The sequence below is a fragment of the Streptomyces sp. NPDC006512 genome (assembly GCF_040611935.1).
Lineage (GTDB): Bacteria > Actinomycetota > Actinomycetes > Streptomycetales > Streptomycetaceae > Streptomyces.
Genome location: NZ_JBEXPG010000003.1, coordinates 101,753 through 119,684, shown reverse-complemented (window position 1 = coordinate 119,684; position 17,932 = coordinate 101,753). Strand labels below are relative to the sequence as shown.

Below are 17,932 nucleotides of genomic sequence, written 5' to 3'. Positions count from 1 at the left end.
CAGCCGATCCCTCCCCTACCTTCGGGTGGGGAGGCCCCTGGGGGGCGCCGCTCGATAGCAAGGTGCTGGAGGATCCGTGGACCTGTCCCTGTCGACTCGCACTGTCGGCGACCGCACGGTCGTAGAGGTCGGTGGCGAGATTGATGTGTATACCGCGCCCAAGCTGCGCGAGCAGTTGGTGGAGTTGGTGAACGACGGCAGCTACCACTTGGTTGTCGACATGGAGCGAGTGGACTTCCTCGACTCCACCGGCCTCGGTGTGCTCGTGGGAGGCCTCAAGCGCGTTCGTGCGCACGAGGGCTCGCTGCGTCTGGTCTGCAACCAGGAGCGCATCCTGAAGATCTTCCGCATCACCGGTCTGACCAAGGTGTTCCCGATCCACACCACGGTGGAAGACGCCGTCAACGCCACCGACTGACGGCTCCTGGCGGCTGCCGCCGGAAACGGCGCAGGCGCCGACGAGGAGCGGGGGTACCGGGCCATGGGCGGTCCGGTCCCCTGTCAAGTCACGCCCGTAGTCCGAGGGGGACGCACATGGCCACCGTTGAACTGCGCTTCAGCGCCCAGCCCGAACACGTCCGGACGGCCCGCCTGGTCGCGGCCGCCGTGGCGCGCCGGGCGGGGGTCGAGGAAGCCGTACTCGACGAGGTCCGCCTCGCCGTGGGCGAAGCGTGTTCGCGTGCCGTCGGACTGCACCGCAGCAATGGACTGACCGCGCCCGTCCGGGTCGTGCTGACCGAGGAGGAGAAGCTGTTCTCCATCGAGGTCGGTGACGAGGTGCCCGGACCGGCCGGCGGTTCCAGCGAGGCCGTGTCCGGCATCGCCGCCGTCCTGGACCCGGACATCGAGGGTGAGGACGAGATGGGTCTCGCGGTGATCAGCGGGCTCGTCGACGACGTCGCCGTGACCTCGGGCGAGGCGGGCGGCACCATCCGCATGAGCTGGCCCGTGTCCGGGGGCCCGGCGCTTTCGTAGCGTCAGGCTGCCCGTGTGGTGCGGCAGTAGCCGGCCGTGAACGTCGCGTCCTGATCGTGTTCCCGGGGTGGCCCGCCACGCTTCGACGCGCGGTCCGCGACCGCATGCGTCGTATCTTCCGATCTTTATCAAGGCCCTGCTGAGCAGGGCCTTTCGCATTTCTCGGAAAAAAGCTCTAGATCGTTGATCAGTCGTCAATGCCTTTGCCCCATTACTTCTTTCGAGGGTAATGGAGTGACGCGATCTATTGCTGAGGAGCAAGTGCGGGCCAATTCCGTTTCACGCCCACTGTTTTGATCAGGTCGCGCTCCCTACAATCCGTCCACATCTTGAGCTCATCACGTCAAGGAGGACGAATGACGGGGCTCTTCACCCCTATCGCGCCGGATCGCGCACATGATCTGGCAGCCGCAGTACTCACCGATGACAATCGGCTCATCGTGATCGTCATCGCGGTCGTCGCACTGGCCGCGCTCGTCGTCGCGCAGATCCTGGTCCGCCAGGTCCTCGCCGCCGACGAGGGAACCGACAGCATGAAGAAGATCGCCGCAGCCGTTCAGGAAGGCGCCAACGCCTACCTCGGACGCCAGTTGCGCACCCTCGCCGTCTTCGCCGTGGTCGTCTTCTTCCTGCTCTTCCTGCTCCCCGCCGACGACTGGTCGCAGCGTGGGGGCCGCTCGGCCTTCTTCCTCGTGGGCGCGCTGTTCTCGGCCGCCACCGGCTACATCGGCATGCGTCTGGCGGTGCGGGCCAACGTCCGCGTCGCCGCCGCCGCCCGCGAGGCCACCCCCGCCGAGGGCGAACCCGCCAAGGACCTGACCGACGTGTCCCACAAGGCGATGAAGATCGCCTTCCGCACCGGTGGCGTGGTCGGCATGTTCACCGTCGGCCTCGGCCTGCTCGGCGCCTCCTGCGTCGTACTGGTCTACGCCGCGGACGCGCCCAAGGTCCTGGAGGGCTTCGGTCTCGGCGCCGCGCTGATCGCCATGTTCATGCGTGTCGGCGGCGGCATCTTCACCAAGGCCGCCGACGTCGGCGCCGACCTGGTCGGCAAGGTCGAGCAGGGCATTCCGGAGGACGATCCGCGCAATGCCGCGACCATCGCCGACAACGTGGGCGACAACGTCGGCGACTGCGCGGGGATGGCCGCCGACCTCTTCGAGTCGTACGCCGTCACCCTCGTGGCCGCGCTCATCCTCGGCAAGGCGGCCTTCGGCGACCTCGGCCTCGCCTTCCCGCTGATCGTGCCCGCCATCGGCGTCATCACCGCCATGATCGGAATCTTCGCGGTCGCTCCGCGCCGCTCCGACCGCAGCGGCATGACCGCCATCAACCGCGGTTTCTTCATCTCCGCCGTGATCTCGCTGGTGCTCGTCGCGATCGCCGTCTACGCGTACCTGCCGGCCACGTACAAGGAGCTCGTCGGCGTCGAGGACGCGGCCATCGCGAACCACCCCGGCGACCCGCGGGTGCTGGCGATCGTCGCCGTCGCGATCGGCATCGTGCTCGCCGCCCTGATCCAGCAGCTGACCGGCTACTTCACCGAGACCAACCGCCGTCCCGTCCGGGACATCGGCAAGTCCTCCCTGACCGGCGCGGCCACCGTCGTCCTCGCCGGCATCTCCGTCGGCCTGGAATCCGCCGTGTACACGGCACTCCTCATCGGCCTCGGGGTCTACGGAGCCTTCCTGCTCGGCGGTACGTCGATCATGCTGGCGCTCTTCGCCGTGGCCCTCGCCGGCACCGGACTGCTCACCACCGTCGGCGTCATCGTCGCGATGGACACCTTCGGCCCGGTGTCGGACAACGCACAGGGCATCGCGGAGATGTCCGGCGACGTCGAGGGCGCGGGCGCCCAGGTGCTCACGGACCTGGACGCGGTCGGCAACACCACCAAGGCGATCACCAAGGGCATCGCCATCGCGACCGCCGTCCTGGCCGCGGCCGCGCTCTTCGGCTCGTACAACGACGCGATCGCCGGAGCGGTGAAGGAGGTCGGGGCCAAGGCCGGGGAGATGAACCTCAGCCTCGACATCGCCCAGCCCAACAACCTGGTCGGCCTGATCCTGGGCGCGGCCGTCGTGTTCCTGTTCTCGGGCCTGGCCATCAACGCCGTGTCCCGGTCGGCCGGAGCCGTCGTCTACGAGGTGCGCCGCCAGTTCCGCGAGCACCCCGGGATCATGGACTACACCGAGAAGCCCGAGTACGGCCGCGTCGTGGACATCTGCACCAAGGACGCCCTGCGCGAGCTCGCCACGCCCGGCCTGCTCGCCGTCCTCACCCCGATCGCGGTGGGCTTCTCCCTCGGCGTCGGCGCGCTCGGCTCCTTCCTCGCGGGGGCCATCGGCACCGGCACGCTGATGGCGGTGTTCCTCGCCAACTCCGGTGGTGCGTGGGACAACGCGAAGAAGCTCGTCGAGGACGGCCACCACGGCGGCAAGGGCAGCGAGGCCCACGCCGCGGTCGTCATCGGAGACACCGTCGGTGACCCGTTCAAGGACACCGCGGGCCCCGCGATCAACCCGCTGCTCAAGGTCATGAACCTGGTGGCACTGCTGATCGCCCCCGCCGTCGTGCAGTTCAGCTACGGCGAGGACACCAGCGCGACCGTGCGGGCCGTCGTCTCGGTCCTCGCCATCGGCGTCATCGTCGGCGCGGTGTACGTCTCCAAGCGCCGCGGCATCGCGGTCGGGGACGAGGGCGACGGCGAGGGCGCCGCCGAGCGGGTGGCGCAGTCACCCGGCCCGGCGGTGGTTTCCTGACGCCGCGGACGCCGGACGCTCAGGGGTCCTGACCCCTTGGGCCGACCGGCTCGAAGATGCGCCCGAACGGCGGACGGGCGGCGCGTACTGACGCGTCGTCTGTCCGCCTTTGTGCGTCCCCTGAGGGCGGCCGTGTATCTTCCGGGCCGAGAGCCTTCGAAGGGACCAATCCGGTGAACAAGAAGTTTGCGGCCGCGGTGTCCGGCGGTGCGGTACTGATGCTCGTCCTGTCCGGCTGCGGCGGAGACGGCGACGACGGCAAGGCGAAGGCCGATGCCTGGGCCAAGAAGGTCTGCGACAAGTGGGAGCCCGAGCTCACCAAGATCAAGACCACGAACGACGAGCTGAAGCGGGTCGCGACCCAGAGCAACAAGCCCGAAGAGGTCCAGAAGACCGACTCGGCCGCGTTCCAGACGCTGTCCGACGCGTACAAGTCCATGGGCGGCGCCCTGACGGCCGCGGGCGAGGCGCCCGTCACGGACGGCAAGGCGTCCCAGGACGCCGTGGTGAAGAGCTACGACCAGATCTCCAAGAGCTACATCGACCTCAAGACGAAGATCGACGCGCTGGACGCCAAGGACCAGAGCAAGTTCGCTGAGGGCCTCCAGCAGGTGGCCGGAGGCCTCACGGAGGTCGCGGCGAACGAGACGGCGAGCAAGCAGAAGCTCGAGTCCACCGGCCTCAAGGTGATCTACAGCCAGAAGGGCTGCCAGGTCAGCACGCCCGCCAACGGCTGAGCGCGACCGCCCGCCGCCCCCGGCGGGCCGTACGCCGCCACCCGCCGCCCCCGGCGGGTCGTACGCCGCCCAGGGCGGCCGGAGTTCCCCGCGGACCCGGCCGCCCTGCCGCGCGTAGCGGGTCGTTCGGTTTGCCGGTCCCAGCGGCCACAATGGACGCGTGAGTACCACCAGCCTTCCCTCGCCCGACTGCGCCGCCGAACTCCGCGCCTCCCTGCTCACCGCCGGCTTCACCGCCGACGGGCTGCTCGACCTGCTCGGAGCCCCCGCCTACGCGGCGCTGGCCCGCAGTGAGACGGTCGCCGCCCTGCGGGCCACCCGCAGCGCCGGTGACACGCCCCTCGCGAGCCTGGTCCGGCTCTTCCTCCTCCAGGAGCCCGTGCCCCACGCGCACGCGGCCGCCGCGCTGCCCGTCGAGGCCGCCCTCGCCGGCGGCTGGCTGCGCCGGGAGGATGCCGCCGACGGCGAGGACACGGTGCACGCCACCGTCGACGTACGCCCGTACGGCGGTCCGGAGGGCGAGGACTGGTTCATCGTCTCGGACCTCGGCTGCGCCGTCGGCGGGGCCGGCGGGATCGGCAAGCGGGAGGAGGCCGTGGTCCTCGGCGTCGGCGGGGCGTCCACCACCCTGGCCGGCATCACCGTCCGCATCCCCGTCGGTTCGGCCCTCGACCTCGGCACCGGATCCGGGATCCAGGCCCTGCACGCCGCCCAGCACGCGACCCGGGTCACCGCCACCGACGTCAACCCGCGCGCCCTGGAATTCACCCGGTTGACGCTGGCGCTCTCGGGGGCGCCCGAGGCGGAGCTGCTCGCCGGGTCGCTCTTCGAGCCCGTCGGGGACGCCACGTACGACCTGATCGTGTCGAATCCCCCCTTCGTGATCTCCCCCGGCGCCCGGCTCACCTACCGCGACGGCGGCATGGGCGGCGACGACCTGTGCCGGATGCTGGTCCAGCAGGCCGGCGCGCACCTCAACCCGGGCGGGTACGCCCAGTTCCTCGGCAACTGGCAGCACGTGGACGGCGAGGACTGGCACGACCGGCTCCGCTCCTGGGTGCCGCGCGGCTGCGACGCCTGGATCGTGCAGCGTGACGTGCAGGACGTCACGCAGTACGCGGAGCTGTGGCTGCGCGACGCGGGCGACCACCGCACCGACCCGGCCGAGTACACCCGGCGGTACGAGGACTGGCTGGACGAGTTCGAGGCCCGCAAGACCAAGGCCGTCGGCTTCGGCTGGATCACCCTGCGCCGCACCGACGCCGCGGAGCCCTCGATCGTGGTCGAGGAGTGGCCGCATTCGGTGGAGCAGCCGCTCGGCGAGACCGTGCTGGCCCACTTCGCCCGGCAGGACTACCTGCGCGAACACGATGACGCGGCCCTGCTGACCGGGTACTTCCGGCTGACCGCCGAGGTCGTCCAGGAGCAGGTCGGCGCGCCCGGGGCGGAGGACCCGGAGCACGTGGTGCTCCGGCAGAACCGCGGCATGCGGCGGGCGACCAAGGTCGACACGGTCGGGGCGGGCTTCGCGGGAGTGTGTGACGGCTCACTCAGCGCGGGCCGGATCCTCGACGCGATCGCCCGGCTGATGGAAGAGGATCCGGTCGTCCTGCGGGACCGGACCCCGGAGGCGATCCGGATGCTGGTCGAGCAGGGTTTCCTGGAGCCCGTACCGGGCGGGACCGTCTCCTAGTGCCGCTCTGGCCGCCCGGACCGCCCGCCCCCGGAAGTGCTTCCGTACCCGTGATGTAACCCGGGGTTCGCCCGCCGTACCCCCACGGCTGGCAGGCTCCCCGGCAGCGGGATCCGGGGGGATCCCGGAGCGGCCCAGGGGTAAAGGGGAACGGCATGGAGCGCGGTCCGGCGATCTTCGCGGCAGCCGTGTTCCTGCTGTTCGGAGCCGCTCTGCTGGTCTGGACGGGGGCGCGCGCCCTGCATCGTGCGCCGGTGGCTGAGGGCGTGCGCCCCGTCGTGGCCGTACCGCTGGCGCTGCTGGCCGGCGCGGGCTCCCTGGCCCTCGGGTTCTGGTGCCTCCAGCGCTTCTGAGGCGGGCTCGCCGGTGATCTCCGTACGGGTGTGAAACCCGACGTCGAAGCGGGTGTGGAGGCGGGGCCAGACGGCCCCCCGGCCACCCTGGGCGGTGACCGGAAGGGGTCCGGCGCGGCATCCGGGCGGCAGAACCGGCACTTGTCGGGTTACCGTTCGAGTGGCCGTTGCGGGCTTGTGCCGTTTGACACGGGGGCGGGTTGTACCGTCACACTCCGCAGCGTCGCCGTACTGCGACCGAGTGCCGACCGGAGAGAAGAGCCAAGTTGTCCCCGACTAGCGAGACCGCAAAGGGCGGCCGCCGACTCGTCATCGTCGAGTCCCCTGCCAAGGCGAAGACGATCAAGGGCTACCTCGGCCCCGGATACGTCGTCGAGGCGAGCGTCGGGCACATCCGCGACCTCCCCAGCGGCGCGGCCGAGGTTCCCGACAAGTACACCGGCGAGGTCCGCCGGCTCGGCGTGGACGTCGAGCACGACTTCCAGCCGATCTACGTCGTCAATGCGGACAAGAAGGCGCAGGTCCGCAAGCTCAAGGACCTGCTGGCCGAGTCCGACGAACTCTTCCTCGCCACCGATGAGGACCGCGAGGGCGAAGCCATCGCGTGGCACCTGCAAGAGGTCCTGAAGCCCAAGGTCCCCGTCCACCGGATGGTCTTCCACGAGATCACCAAGGACGCGATCCGCGACGCCGTCGCCAACCCGCGCGAGCTCAACCAGCGCATGGTCGACGCCCAGGAGACCCGCCGCATCCTCGACCGCCTCTACGGCTACGAGGTCTCGCCGGTCCTGTGGAAGAAGGTCATGCCGAAGCTGTCGGCGGGCCGCGTCCAGTCGGTGGCCACCCGCATGGTCGTCGAGAAGGAACGCGAGCGCATCGCCTTCCGTTCCGCCGAGTACTGGGACCTGACCGGCACCTTCTCCACCGGCCGCGCCGGTGACGCCTCCGACCCCTCCACGCTGGTCGCCCGGCTGAACTCGGTCGACGGCAAGCGCATCGCGCAGGGCCGCGACTTCGGCTCGACCGGGCAGCTCAAGGGCGAGGTGCTGCACCTCGACGAGGCGAACGCGCGGGCGCTGGCCGCCGCGCTGGAGCAGACCTCGTTCGCCGTGAAGTCGGTCGACTCCAAGCCGTACCGCCGTTCCCCGTACGCCCCCTTCCGCACGACGACCCTCCAGCAGGAGGCCTCGCGCAAGCTGGGCTTCGGTGCGAAGGCGACCATGCAGGTGGCCCAGAAGCTGTACGAGAACGGCTTCATCACCTACATGCGTACGGACTCCACGACGCTCTCCGACACGGCCGTCTCCGCGGCCCGCGCGCAGGTCACCCAGCTCTACGGAGCCGACTACCTGCCGGAGAAGCCGCGCGTCTACGCCGGCAAGGTCAAGAACGCGCAGGAGGCGCACGAGGCGATCCGGCCTTCGGGTGATCGTTTCCGCACTCCGGCCGAGACGGGTCTGACCGGCGACCAGTTCCGCCTGTACGAGCTGATCTGGAAGCGGACCGTCGCCTCCCAGATGAAGGACGCGACCGGCAACTCGGTGACCGTGAAGATCGGCGGCACCGCGTCGGACGGCCGGGCCGCCGAGTTCAGCGCCTCCGGCAAGACGATCACCTTCCACGGCTTCATGAAGGCCTACGTCGAAGGCGCCGACGACCCGAACGCCGAGCTCGACGACCGCGAGAAGCGGCTGCCGCAGGTCGCCGAGGGCGACGCGCTGTCGGCCGAGGAGATCACCGCCGACGGCCACTCGACCAAGCCGCCGGCCCGCTACACCGAGGCCTCGCTGGTCAAGGAGCTGGAAGAGCGGGAGATCGGCCGGCCGTCGACGTACGCGTCGATCATCGGCACGATCCTCGACCGCGGCTACGTCTTCAAGAAGGGCACGGCACTCGTGCCGTCCTTCCTCTCGTTCGCCGTGGTGAACCTCCTGGAGACGCACTTCGGGCGGCTCGTCGACTACGACTTCACCGCCAAGATGGAGGACGACCTCGACCGCATCGCGCGGGGCGAGGCCCAGTCCGTGCCGTGGCTCAAGCGCTTCTACTTCGGCTCCGAAGAGGCCTCGCAGGTCGTCCCGGCCAACGGCGACCACCTCGGCGGCCTGAAGGAGCTGGTCACGGACCTGGGCGCGATCGACGCCCGGGAGATCTCCTCCTTCCCCGTCGGCGACGACATCGTGCTGCGCGTCGGCCGCTACGGGCCGTACGTGGAGCGCGGCGAGAAGGACGCCGAAGGCCACCAGCGGGCCGACGTACCGGACGACATGGCTCCGGACGAGCTGACGGTCGAGTACGCGCAGGAACTGTTCGCGAAGCCGAGCGGTGAATTCGAACTGGGCGCCGACCCGGTGAGCGGGAACCAGATCGTCGCGAAGGACGGCCGCTACGGGCCGTACGTCACCGAGATCCTTCCCGAGGGCACGCCGAAGACGGGCAAGAACGCGGTCAAGCCGCGGACGGCCTCCCTCTTCAAGTCGATGTCCCTGGACACGGTCACCCTCGACGAGGCCCTCAAGCTGATGTCGCTGCCGCGCGTGGTGGGCGTGGACGCGGAGGGCGTCGAGATCACCGCCCAGAACGGCCGCTACGGCCCGTACCTGAAGAAGGGCACGGACTCGCGGTCCCTGGAGACCGAGGACCAGCTCTTCTCGATCACCCTCGACGAAGCCCTCGCCATCTACGCGCAGCCGAAGCAGCGCGGCCGGGCCGCGGCCAAGCCGCCGCTGAAGGAACTGGGCACCGACCCGGTCAGCGAGAAGCCCGTCGTCGTCAAGGACGGCCGCTTCGGCCCGTACGTGACGGACGGCGAGACGAACGCGACCCTGCGCCGGGACGACGACGTCGAGACGATCACCCCCGAGCGGGGCTACGAGCTCCTCGCGGAGAAGCGGGCCAAGGGTCCGGCGAAGAAGACCGCGAAGAAGGCGCCCGCGAAGAAGGCACCGGCCAAGAAGGCTCCGGCGAAGAAGGCGACGGCCACCAAGACCGCCGCCGCGAAGAAGACGACGGCCGCGAAGAAGACCACGACCGCCACCAAGACCGCCGCCGCGAAGAAGACTGCGGCCAAGAAGACGGCGGCGGTTCCGGCCGCGGACGCGTAGCCGCCGGTATCCGGACTCCGGGACTCCGGCACTTCGCTCTCACGAGGGCCCCGCGCGATCCGCGCGGGGCCCTCGGGCGTCCCGCACCGGGGGCGCGCCCCGAGTGGGTGCGGGGTCACACCGGGCCCTGTCCACAGCCCACCGCACCGGCCAGGCACAGCGGATAGGCTGGGCGGATGACGCGAGCCGAGCAGCCAACGGTCGTGACCGCCTCCGAGAACCCCGCCTACGACGAAGCCCTGGCCGCGGATTCCCGCGAGCGAGCGGTGCGCGCCCTGCTGCGCACCCCCAGACTGCGCCGGCTGTGGAGCGCGCAGCTGGTGAGCGGCATCGGCGACGCCCTCGCCCTGCTCGTCCTGGTGCTGCTGACGCTCCAGGCGGCCGTCTCCGCCGGCCCCGGAGAACTCTTCGGCAACGGCTACCGGGGCGCGGCCTTCGCGGTCGCCGCCGTCTTCGGCGTCCGGATCCTCGCCACCGTGCTGTTCGGCGCGGTGCTGCTCGGCCCGCTGGCCAAGCTCACCGCCCCCGGAGGCAAGCTGGACCGGCGCTGGACCATGGTCGGAGCCGACGGGCTGCGCATCGGCCTGTTCGTCGTCGCCCCGCTCTGGCTCGACTGGATCCCCGGGCAGGCCACGACCGCGCTGCTCGCCACCGTCTTCGTCTCCGGCGCCGCCGAGCGGGTGTGGACCCTGGCCAAGGAGAGCGCCGCGCCCGCGCTGCTGCCGGAGCCGCCGCCCGAGGGGGCGACCGTACGCCCGCTCCCGGACCACCTCGACGCCCTGCGGCGGCTGACGCTGCGCACCGCCTTCGCGGCGCTGCCCGTCGCGGCCGGGGCGCTGCTCGCCGCCACCCTCGTCGGGCGGGCGCTGGGGCTGGGCGTGGACTGGTTCGCGGCCAACCAGGCCGCCCTCGGCTCGTACGTGGCCGCAGGTCTCTTCGCCGCGTCCGTCTCGCTCCTGCTGCCGCTGGCCCTGCCCGCCACCAAGACCCCGCGGCCGCGCTCCCCGCTGGAGGGCCTGCGGGCCCCCAAGGCGGGCGACCGGCCCGAGAAGGGGCGTACGGGAGCGATCCCGCTGTTCGTCCTGACCTGTGCGGCCGTCGCCGGAGCGATCGCCTCCGCCGCCTCCGTCGCCGTACTCCAGGCCTTCGACCTCGGCGGCGGCCCGGCCACCTACGCCCTGCTGGTACTCGCCCTCGTCGGCGGCACCGGCCTCGGCATCCGCGCCACCCAGGCCGGCAAGGTGCTGCCCACCCTGTCCCGGCGCCGACTGCTGGCCCTCGCCACCGGCGTGACCGGACTCGCGCTGCTGCTGGCCGGACTCGTCCCCGACACGGCCACCGTGCTGTTCCTGGCCCTGCTCGCCGGGACCGCCGCGGGGGTGGCCGCCAACACCGGCCACACCCTGATCGACCAGGAGACCGAGGAGTTCCGCCGGGCCCGGGTCACCGAGCACCTCCAGGCCGTGGTCCGGGTGGCCGTGGCCCTCGGCGCGGTCGCGGCCCCGCTGCTCGCCGCCGCCATCGGCCCGCACCGGCTGGTCGGCAGCGAGCTCGTGTTCTCGCACGGCGGCGCCGCCTTCACCCTGATGCTGGTCGGCGCGCTCCTGCTGCCTGTCGCCGTGGTGGTCCTCGCCAAGGCCGACGACCGCGGCGGCGTACCGCTGCGCCGAGACCTGCGCGAGGCGCTGCGCGGCGGGGACCCGGTACAGGCCCCCTCCACCACCGGGTTCTTCATCGCCCTCGAAGGCGGGGACGGGGCCGGCAAGTCCACCCAGGCGGAGGCCCTCGCCGACTGGATACGGGGCAAGGGCCACGAGGTCGTCGTGACCCGGGAGCCCGGAGCCACGCCGGTGGGTAAGCGGCTCCGTTCGATCCTGCTCGACGTGTCCTCCGCCGGACTGTCGAACCGCGCCGAGGCGCTGATGTACGCCGCCGACCGCGCGGAGCACGTCGACACCGTGGTCCGGCCCGCGCTGGAGCGCGGCGCGATCGTCATCTCCGACCGCTACATCGACTCCTCCGTGGCCTACCAGGGCGCCGGCCGCGACCTCGCCCCGACCGAGATCGCCCGCATCTCCCGCTGGGCCACGGGCGGACTCGTCCCGAACCTGACCGTGCTGCTCGACGTGTCGCCGGAGACGGCGCGGGAGCGCTTCACCGAGGCGCCCGACCGGCTGGAGTCGGAGCCCGCCGAGTTCCACCAGCGGGTGCGCGCCGGATTCCTGACGCTCGCCGCGGCCGACCCCGGGCGCTACCTGGTCGTCGACGCGGGACAGGACCCGGGCTCGGTGACCACCGTCGTACGGCACCGCCTGGACCGGATGCTCCCGCTGTCCGAGGCCGAGGTGGCGGCGCAGATCGAGGCCCGTCGGCTCGCGGAGGAGGAAGCCCGGCGCAAGGCCGAGGCCGAGGCCGCCCGCAAGGCGGAGGAGGCCCGACTGAAGGCCGAGGAGGAAGCCCGGCTGGCCCGCGAGGCCGAAGAGGCCCGGATCAGGGCCGAGCAGGAGGCCGCCCGCAAGGCGGAGGAGGAGCGGCTGCGCGCCGAGGAGGAGGCCCAGGCCCGGGCCGAGGCCGAACGGCTGCGCGCCGAGGCCGAGGCGAAGGCCCGCGCCGCCGAGCTGGAGCGGATGCGGCTGCAGGAAGCGGAGGAGGTCCGGCTGCGGGCCGAGGCCGAGGAGCGGCGGCTGGAGAAGCAGCGGCGCGCCGAGGAGGCCCTGCTGAGGGCGGAGGAGGCGCGTCGGCTGGCGGAGGCTTCGGCGGCCGCGGCTGCGGCGGCCGCTTCGGCTGCCCAGGCGGCTCCTGCTGCTCCCGCGGCTCCTGCTGCTCCTTCTGCTCCTGCTTCTTCCGAACCCGCAGGGCCGTCCGCGCCCGCGCGCAAGGTCGGCATGCGCAAGGAGCCGCTGCCGGACGAGGCGGTCACCGTCGAGACCCCGGTGGTCCGGCGGATGGTCCGGCCGGACGACGTGACCCAGACGGTCCCCGTGCCGAAGATCGACCCGGAGCGGCGGCAGGGCGCGGCCGGAGCCTCGGACGAGACGGCGGTGCTGCCGGCCGTACGGCCCGACGGCCCGGGCGATTCCGGTGACACGGGTGCGTCCGGTGGGTCCGGGCGTTCGGGTGCCGCGCAGGCTCAGGGGGCGCCGGCCCGGCGGACCCCGTCCGCGCCGCCGGAGGCTTCCGCGGGCCGGACCGGCTCCGCCTCGCGTCCGACCGCCCGCCGGACGCCGGAGAACCCGGCCGACCGGGTCCCGCCCGGCATCTTCCGCGACGCCGGGAACGACGTGACGCGCGAGCTCCCGGTCGTCGGGGACGACGGGCGGCCGCGCCGGGAGCCTTCCGACTGGGCCGAGGCGACCCCGATGGACGATCTGCCGACCCTGGCGGACGAGCTGCTCGGGCCGCACCGGGACGACGAGGGCGAAGACGAGGCCGGCCGCCGCCGTCGGCGCTGACCGGGGGCGGCCGGGATTGTCGGTGGCGCGCGCCACAATGGGAACGGCGCGCGCGGGGCCGGCAGGCACCCTGAGCGAGAGCTCGGACCGCGTGCCCGGAATCGGGCGCCTGGAAGCGGGTGCCCGGAATCGGGTGCTCGGGTCGAAGGGGTCGCAGGGACCCCGCGCAACGACGGACTGGGAAGGGTGGTGGGCGGGATGCCCGTATGGGACGACCTGGTGGGACAGGAACGCGTGCAGGCGCAGCTGGCCGCCGCGGCCCGGGACGCCGACGCCCTGGTCACCGCCACCTCGGCCGGCACCCCCGTACCGCCCACGTCCAAGATGACGCACGCCTGGCTGTTCACCGGCCCTCCCGGGTCCGGACGGGCGACGGCGGCCCGCGCCTTCGCCGCCGCGCTCCAGTGCGTCAGCCCCGACCGGGCCCTCGGCGGTGAACCCGGCTGCGGGTTCTGCGACGGATGCCACACCACCATGATCGGTACGCACGCCGACGTGGAGATCGTGCGCACCGACCTGCTGTCCATCGGCGTGAAGGAAACCCGCGACCTCGTCCGCCGGGCGCAGCTCTCGCCGGCCGTGGGACGGTGGCAGGTCATCGTCCTGGAAGACGCGGACCGGCTCACCGAGGGCGCCGGGAACGTCCTGCTCAAGGCCGTGGAGGAGCCCGCTCCGCGCACGGTGTGGCTGCTGTGCGCGCCCTCCCTGGAGGACGTGCTGCCCACCATCCGGTCCCGCTGCCGGCACCTGACGCTCCGCACCCCGTCCGTGGCCGCGGTGGCCGACCTTCTGGTGCGGCGCGACGGCGTCGAGCCCGCGGCCGCCGAAGCCGCCGCCCGCGCCACCCAGGGCCACATCGGGCGGGCCCGGCGGCTCGCCACCGACGAGGCCGCACGTACCCGGCGCACCGCCGTGCTCAGGCTCCCGCTGCGCGTGGACGACGTGGGCGGCTGCCTCAAGGCCGCGCAGGAACTCGTCGACGCCGCCGCCGAAGACGCCAAGCAGGTCGCGGAGGAGGTCGACGGCAAGGAGACCGAGGAGCTGAGGGCGGCGCTCGGCGCCGGAGCCGGAGCGGGCAGCCGGATGCCGCGGGGCACCGCGGGCGTGATGAAGGAACTCGAGGACCGGCAGAAGCGCCGCCGCACGCGTACCCAGCGCGACAGCCTCGACCTGGCGCTGACCGACCTGACCGGCTTCTACCGGGACGTGCTGGCCCTCCAGCTCGGCTCCGGCCTGGCCATCGCGAACGAGGAGATACGGCCGGACCTCGACCGGATCGCCCGCGCCTCGGGACCCGAGCGCACCCTGCGCCGCATCGAGGCGATCATCGCCTGCCGGACCGCCCTCGACCGGAACGTGGCGCCTCTCCTCGCCGTCGAGGCCATGACGATGGCGCTGCGCGCGGGCTGACGCCGGTCCGCGCACGAGGCGGCGGGCCGCCGCTCACGGGCCGGGTACGGCCGTCCGGACGGTCCGTACGGCCCGCGTCGCCGTCCGGCTCACCTCGGGGGTTCACCCGTACGAGCGATCCGGCGCGCCCTGCGCGGGACGGGCCGCTCCGGGCGGGCGACGGCCTCTCCCCGGTCGGCCGTCGGCTGCCCGGATCGGCACGACCCGACGGCGGACCGGCCCGGGCCGTAGGCTCCTGGCATGGACACCAGGCGCCTGCTGCGTACCACCGGGACCGTGATCGCAGCCGCCGGGCTGCTGCTCTCCGGGTGCACTTTCGGTGGTTCGGGGATGGCGGCCTCGTCGGGGCCGTCCTCGGTCCCCGCCGGGCTGCGCCCGTACTACGAGCAGAAGCTGAGCTGGCGGGAGTGCGGAGTGCCCGGCTTCCAGTGCTCCACGATGAAGGCGCCGCTGGACTACGGGAACCCCGGCTCCGGCCAGGACATCGACCTCGCCGTCGCCCGCCGCGCCGCCACCGGGCCCGGCAACCGGCTGGGCTCCCTGGTGGTCAACCCGGGCGGACCGGGCGGTTCCGGCATCGGCTACCTCCAGGCGTACGCGGGCATCGGGTACCCGGCCGCCGTGCGCGCCCAGTACGACATGGTCTCCTTCGACCCGCGCGGGGTGGACCGCAGCAGCCCCGTCGAGTGCCTGACCGGCCCGCAGATGGACAAGTTCACCCAGGTGGACCAGACGCCCGACGACAAGGCGGAGCGGGCCCGGCTGGTGGCCGCGTTCAAGGAGTTCGCCGCGGGCTGCCAGACCCGCTCGCAGCGGATCCTGCCGCACGTCTCCACCGTCGACGCCGCCCGCGACATGGACCTGCTGCGCGGGGTGCTGGGCGACCAGAAGCTGAACTACGTGGGGGCCTCGTACGGCACGTTCCTCGGTGCGACGTACGCGGACCTGTTCCCGGACCGGGTCGGCCGGCTGGTGCTGGACGGCGCGATGGACCCCTCCCGGCCCGCGCTCGACCTCAACCGGGACCAGACCGCCGGCTTCGAGACCGCCTTCCGGTCCTTCGCCAAGGACTGCGCGAAGCAGGCCGCGTGCCCGCTGGGCCAGGGCGATCCGGACGCGGTGGCGCAGCGCCTGAAGGAGTTCTTCCGGAAGGTCGACGCCCAGCCCGTCCCGACCGGCGACACCTCCCGCCCGCTGGGCGAGTCCCTCGCGACGACCGGAGTGATCGCGGCCCTGTACGACGAGAGCGCCTGGCCGCAACTGCGCGAGGCCCTCACCGACGCCATGAACGGCGACGGCGCCGCGCTGCTGGCCCTCGCCGACAGCTACTACGAGCGGGAGGCCGACGGGACGTACGCGAACCTGATGTTCGCGAACGCCGCCGTGAACTGCCTCGACCAGCCGGCCGCCTTCGCCGGTCCGGACGCCGTCGACGCCGCGCTCCCCTCCTTCGAGAAGGCCTCGCCCGTGTTCGGGGCGGGGCTGGCCTGGGCTTCGCTGAACTGCGCGTACTGGCCGGTGAAAGCCACGGGCGAGGCGAAGGCGCTGCCCGCGAAGGGGGCCGCGCCCATCGTGGTGGTCGGCACGACCCGCGACCCCGCGACCCCGTACAAGTGGGCCCAGGCCCTGGCCGGCCAGCTCGACTCGGGCACCCTCCTGACGTACGACGGCGACGGCCACACGGCGTACGGCCGGGGCAGCGAGTGCATCGACACGGCGATCAACCGCTACCTCCTCCAGGGCGTCCCCCCGAAGGACGGGAAGCGCTGCTGACCCCGTCCGCCCCCGCCCCGCCGACCCGGTTCGGGGCACCCGGTTTAACCCTGTAGACTTGGCGCCGCTGCTGATGAGAGCCTCCCTCCAAGGAAATTCTTGTCTTTCCAGCGGTGCCGCCTTAGCTCAGTTGGCCAGAGCAACGCACTCGTAATGCGTAGGTCTCGGGTTCGAATCCCGAAGGCGGCTCTGTAGAAGCCCCAGGACTCACTCGCCGTGACCTGGGGCTTTTGCTATTTCCGGGGTCAGCCGGCGGGTGCGCCGGTTGGGACTCGGAACCCGGTGTGTGAGCGGAGGGCCGTCAGCCCTTCTTGGCGACCTTCTTGGCCTTGCTCTTCTGCTTCCCCCTTGGCCTTCGCCTTCTCGGCCCGCTTGGCCTTCTTGGCGGCCTTACGGACCCGCTCCTCCTGCTCTGCCTTGCGTTGGAGCGGGACCAGCTTGGCTGTGGCCTCGGCGGCGCTCTTGCCGACGTGGGGGAGCACGCTCTGGTAGATGTCACGCGTGATCTGGGTGTCGCTGTAGCCGAGCGTGTCCGACACGATCCCAAGAGGTGCTGGCTGGCCTTTCCGGCCGTACCACGGATTGGCTGAGCAAAGCGGAGAACAATCGGATCGAACTCGATCGCCTCTCGGTGATCACCTCACTCGCCGACGCCCTCGACGTCTCCCTTGGAGACCTGCTTGCTGAGACGGCCCTCGTGAAGTGGTCGGCCGACAGCGGTCACCGCACGGTTCCCGCGCTGCGGGAAACACTCATGGACTACAAGCAGCTCGCCCCTTTACTCGGAGCCGCCAGCGGCGAGGAACCGCCCACCCTGCAGGACCTTCGAGGCAACGTGGGCGACGTGCTCGATGCCTACCAGACATCTCGGTACGGCTTCGCCACCCGACGCCTCCCCCTTGTCCTGGCCGATGCCCTCGCCGCGTCCCGCGCCTACTCGGGGCACGAGGCGGAGGAGGCCCACGCCCTGCTCACTCTCGCCTACCACGGCGCCGCCATGGTGCTGGGCAAGGTCGGAGTGTCCGAGCTGGCTTGGATCGCCGCGGATCGCAGTCTGGCAGCAGCGCAGCTCAGCGGCCGCAGTTGAAGTTACGGGATCGCTCTTCCGCGCGGTCACGCACTGCCTCCTGGCCACCGGCCGCTTCACGGCCGCGGTCCAGCTGGTGAACGACGCGGCAGCCGTCATGCAGCCGGAGCTGGGCAACGCCAACGACGAGTACCTCTCGGTGTACGGCACGCTGTTCCTCACCGGTGCGATGGCCGACGCACGGGCAGAAGACCGGGCGACCACGCAGACCTTCCTCCGCGAGGCGAACGAGACCGCTCAACGAGTCGGCGCCGCCGCCAACCACATGTGGACGGCCTTCGGCCCGACCAACGTAGCGATCCACTGCGTGGCCACCGCCGGCGAACTCGGTGACATCCAGGTCGCCGCGGACCTGGGCTCACGAATCGACACGACCGGCCTGCCCGTGGAGCGGCGCGTACGCCACAGCCTCGAAGCCGCCAGGCGCTGAGCTCCTGGAACCGTACCGACGAAGCCCTGGCCGTCCTGCTGGAAGCGGAACAGGCCGCACCCGAACAGGTGCGCCACCACTACCTGAGCCGGGAGCTGGTTATCGGCTGGATACGCGGGACCCGGGGCTGGCCTGCCCATCCCCTGGCAGACCTGG

At 72.0% G+C, this 17,932-nt stretch carries 12 protein-coding genes, 1 tRNA gene and 1 pseudogene; 13 read left to right on the top strand and 1 reads right to left on the bottom strand.

Annotated elements, in window-relative coordinates:
- The first annotated feature begins 76 nt into the window (after nucleotides 1-76).
- The 11 genes from bldG (at nucleotide 77) to ABZZ17_RS03110 (ending at nucleotide 16,448) form a co-directional block, all read left to right on the top strand.
- On the top strand, nucleotides 77-418 hold the full coding sequence (gene bldG, locus ABZZ17_RS03160) for an anti-sigma factor antagonist BldG (RefSeq protein WP_008743037.1): 342 nt from the start codon (nucleotides 77-79) through the stop codon (nucleotides 416-418).
- 116 nt (nucleotides 419-534) lie between these two features.
- Nucleotides 535-975 (top strand): ATP-binding protein, encoded by a 441-nt coding sequence (locus ABZZ17_RS03155; protein ID WP_356871363.1) that lies wholly within the window; start codon nucleotides 535-537, stop codon nucleotides 973-975.
- A 356-nt stretch (nucleotides 976-1,331) separates the two neighbouring features.
- Nucleotides 1,332-3,737 carry a sodium-translocating pyrophosphatase gene (locus ABZZ17_RS03150; protein ID WP_356871361.1) on the top strand — a complete coding sequence of 802 codons (2,406 nt, stop codon included), beginning with the start codon at nucleotides 1,332-1,334 and terminating at the stop codon, nucleotides 3,735-3,737.
- A gap of 173 nt (nucleotides 3,738-3,910) precedes the next feature.
- Nucleotides 3,911-4,474 (top strand): small secreted protein, encoded by a 564-nt coding sequence (locus ABZZ17_RS03145; RefSeq protein ID WP_356871359.1) that lies wholly within the window; start codon nucleotides 3,911-3,913, stop codon nucleotides 4,472-4,474.
- A gap of 160 nt (nucleotides 4,475-4,634) precedes the next feature.
- Nucleotides 4,635-6,167, top strand: coding sequence for a methyltransferase (locus ABZZ17_RS03140; protein ID WP_356871357.1), 1,533 nt, complete (start codon nucleotides 4,635-4,637; stop codon nucleotides 6,165-6,167).
- Nucleotides 6,168-6,322: 155 nt separating this feature from the next.
- Nucleotides 6,323-6,520 (top strand): hypothetical protein, encoded by a 198-nt coding sequence (locus ABZZ17_RS03135; protein ID WP_356871355.1) that lies wholly within the window; start codon nucleotides 6,323-6,325, stop codon nucleotides 6,518-6,520.
- Nucleotides 6,521-6,786: 266 nt separating this feature from the next.
- The gene (topA, locus tag ABZZ17_RS03130; protein WP_356871353.1) at nucleotides 6,787-9,624 is read left to right on the top strand and encodes a type I DNA topoisomerase; all 2,838 of its coding nucleotides are present in this window, start codon (nucleotides 6,787-6,789) and stop codon (nucleotides 9,622-9,624) included.
- Between the two features lie 176 nt (nucleotides 9,625-9,800).
- Nucleotides 9,801-13,076, top strand: coding sequence for a dTMP kinase (gene tmk, locus ABZZ17_RS03125; RefSeq protein WP_356871351.1), 3,276 nt, complete (start codon nucleotides 9,801-9,803; stop codon nucleotides 13,074-13,076).
- Between the two features lie 198 nt (nucleotides 13,077-13,274).
- The gene (locus ABZZ17_RS03120) at nucleotides 13,275-14,486 is read left to right on the top strand and encodes a DNA polymerase III subunit delta' (protein ID WP_356871349.1); all 1,212 of its coding nucleotides are present in this window, start codon (nucleotides 13,275-13,277) and stop codon (nucleotides 14,484-14,486) included.
- A 240-nt stretch (nucleotides 14,487-14,726) separates the two neighbouring features.
- Nucleotides 14,727-16,259, top strand: coding sequence for an alpha/beta hydrolase (locus ABZZ17_RS03115; RefSeq protein WP_356871347.1), 1,533 nt, complete (start codon nucleotides 14,727-14,729; stop codon nucleotides 16,257-16,259).
- 115 nt (nucleotides 16,260-16,374) lie between these two features.
- Nucleotides 16,375-16,448 (top strand) — tRNA-Thr (locus ABZZ17_RS03110).
- 56 nt (nucleotides 16,449-16,504) lie between these two features.
- On the opposite strand, the pseudogene ABZZ17_RS03105 reads toward ABZZ17_RS03110, so the two are convergent.
- Nucleotides 16,505-16,801, bottom strand: a pseudogene (locus tag ABZZ17_RS03105) (hypothetical protein); the annotation flags it as partial.
- 8 nt (nucleotides 16,802-16,809) lie between these two features.
- Here ABZZ17_RS03105 and ABZZ17_RS03100 point away from each other — a divergent pair.
- Both ABZZ17_RS03100 and ABZZ17_RS03095 read left to right on the top strand, forming a co-directional pair.
- Nucleotides 16,810-17,346: a hypothetical protein gene (locus tag ABZZ17_RS03100; RefSeq protein WP_356871345.1), complete on the top strand. Its 537-nt coding sequence runs from the start codon at nucleotides 16,810-16,812 to the stop codon at nucleotides 17,344-17,346.
- Nucleotides 17,347-17,422: 76 nt separating this feature from the next.
- On the top strand, nucleotides 17,423-17,776 hold the full coding sequence (locus tag ABZZ17_RS03095; protein ID WP_356871343.1) for a hypothetical protein: 354 nt from the start codon (nucleotides 17,423-17,425) through the stop codon (nucleotides 17,774-17,776).
- Nucleotides 17,777-17,932: the final 156 nt, after the last annotated feature.